This window comes from Protofrankia sp. Cr1 (assembly GCF_963555865.1).
In the GTDB taxonomy this organism is placed as follows: Bacteria; Actinomycetota; Actinomycetes; order Frankiales; family Frankiaceae; genus Protofrankia.
In genome coordinates, this window is the sequence record NZ_CAUVXO010000174.1 from 1 (window position 1) to 1,201 (window position 1,201).

A 1,201-nucleotide genomic window follows, 5' to 3' on the forward strand; every position below is an offset into this window, starting at 1 on the left:
CGTCAGGGGTGACCGTGTCGAGGATGACGTCGTCGGCCGGACGCCCGCGTCCGAGCCCGGCACCGACCGGGGCATACCACGGCCCCGCGTGGCGCGCCCCCGCCGCCCGGAAGATCCGCCGGCGTCGCGTCCGCGGTGACCCGCAGACGGTCGCGGCGCGCGCGGCCGGAGCGACCACCGCTCCCACCGGCCGTCGTCGGCGCCGAGACGATCGAACAGCGTGCGGACGGGGACTGGATCGTGCGCCGGATCAGCGGCGCGGCCGCACGCAAGTACTACCGCTGCCCCGGCTGCCAGCAGGAGATCCTGCCGGCGACCCCGCACGTCGTCTGCTGGCGCGATGACCATATTGCCGAGCGTAGGCACTGGCACACGGCCTGCTGGACCCGTCGTGACCGGCGCACCATCCCGCCGGGCTGGTGATCCCGCTGGGCCGGCGGCGGGACCGGACGGCTCAGGACCGGACGGCTCAGGAACGGGCGGCCGCCGGTTGCCCGGTGTCCGCCGGCGACGGGTCCGATCCGAGGTCGAGCGGAGCCATGGCCGCTGCCAACCGGTCGCGCAGCTGACCAAGCTGGGCGGTCACCTGGTCCCGCTGTCGGCCGAGATCAGCCAGCCGGCGGCGGGACTCCTCCTCGGCTGTCTCGGCGGTCGAACGCGCGGCGGCGACGATGGCCTCGGCCTCGGCCTGCGCTGTCGAGAGGATCTCCTGGGCGCTCGCCTCGGCATCGCGGATCGTCCGCTCGTGGGTCCGCCGCGCCTCGGCATGCTCCTGCTGGGCCTGCTGGAGCGCGGCGTCCACCTCCCGCGTCCGCTCCGCCCGCACGTCGGCGGCTTCCTCCTCCGCGAGCTGGAGAATCTGGGTGATCCGGCCGCCGAACTCCTCCCACGCGGGTCGGTTGGCAGCGAGATGATCACGTGCCGTCGCGGTTTCGGATGCGGCCTCGGACGCCGCGGCCTCGGCGGCGGCCCGATGCGACTCCGCTTCGCGCAGCTGCTCGACGAGCCAGTTGACGTGCGCTTTGACCTGATGTGGGTCGTAGCCGCGACGAACCAGATCGAAGTCCGGAGACGCGTCCGTGCCGTCGGACATTGGGATGAGATCGGTTTGCTCGCTCATAGGACATCAGAGTGCCAGACCAGCCACCGGGAGGTGCAGGAGCCGGTATGCAGTCGGCACCGGGACAGAAATCGGGCCGCT

At 72.9% G+C, this 1,201-nt stretch carries 3 protein-coding genes; 1 reads left to right on the forward strand and 2 read right to left on the reverse strand.

Going from position 1 to position 1,201, the window contains the following annotated elements; genetic code table 11:
* Positions 1-187, reverse strand: a 187-nt coding sequence (locus U9980_RS14765) for a hypothetical protein (RefSeq protein ID WP_322768440.1), incomplete at its 3' end; no start/stop codon positions are given.
* Positions 188-240: 53 nt separating this feature from the next.
* Here U9980_RS14765 and U9980_RS14770 point away from each other — a divergent pair.
* The gene (locus U9980_RS14770; protein ID WP_322768441.1) at positions 241-423 is read left to right on the forward strand and encodes a hypothetical protein; all 183 of its coding nucleotides are present in this window, start codon (positions 241-243) and stop codon (positions 421-423) included.
* A 46-nt stretch (positions 424-469) separates the two neighbouring features.
* On the opposite strand, the gene U9980_RS14775 is transcribed toward U9980_RS14770, so the two are convergent.
* Positions 470-1,120 (reverse strand): sugar-binding protein, encoded by a 651-nt coding sequence (locus tag U9980_RS14775; RefSeq protein WP_322768442.1) that lies wholly within the window; start codon positions 1,118-1,120, stop codon positions 470-472.
* Between the last annotated feature and the right edge of the window lie 81 nt (positions 1,121-1,201).

Coding starts and splice junctions, on each gene's coding strand:
- U9980_RS14775 (WP_322768442.1), bottom strand. CDS start 1,120: ATGAGCGAGCAAACCGATCTCATCCCAATGTCCGACGGCACGGACGCG.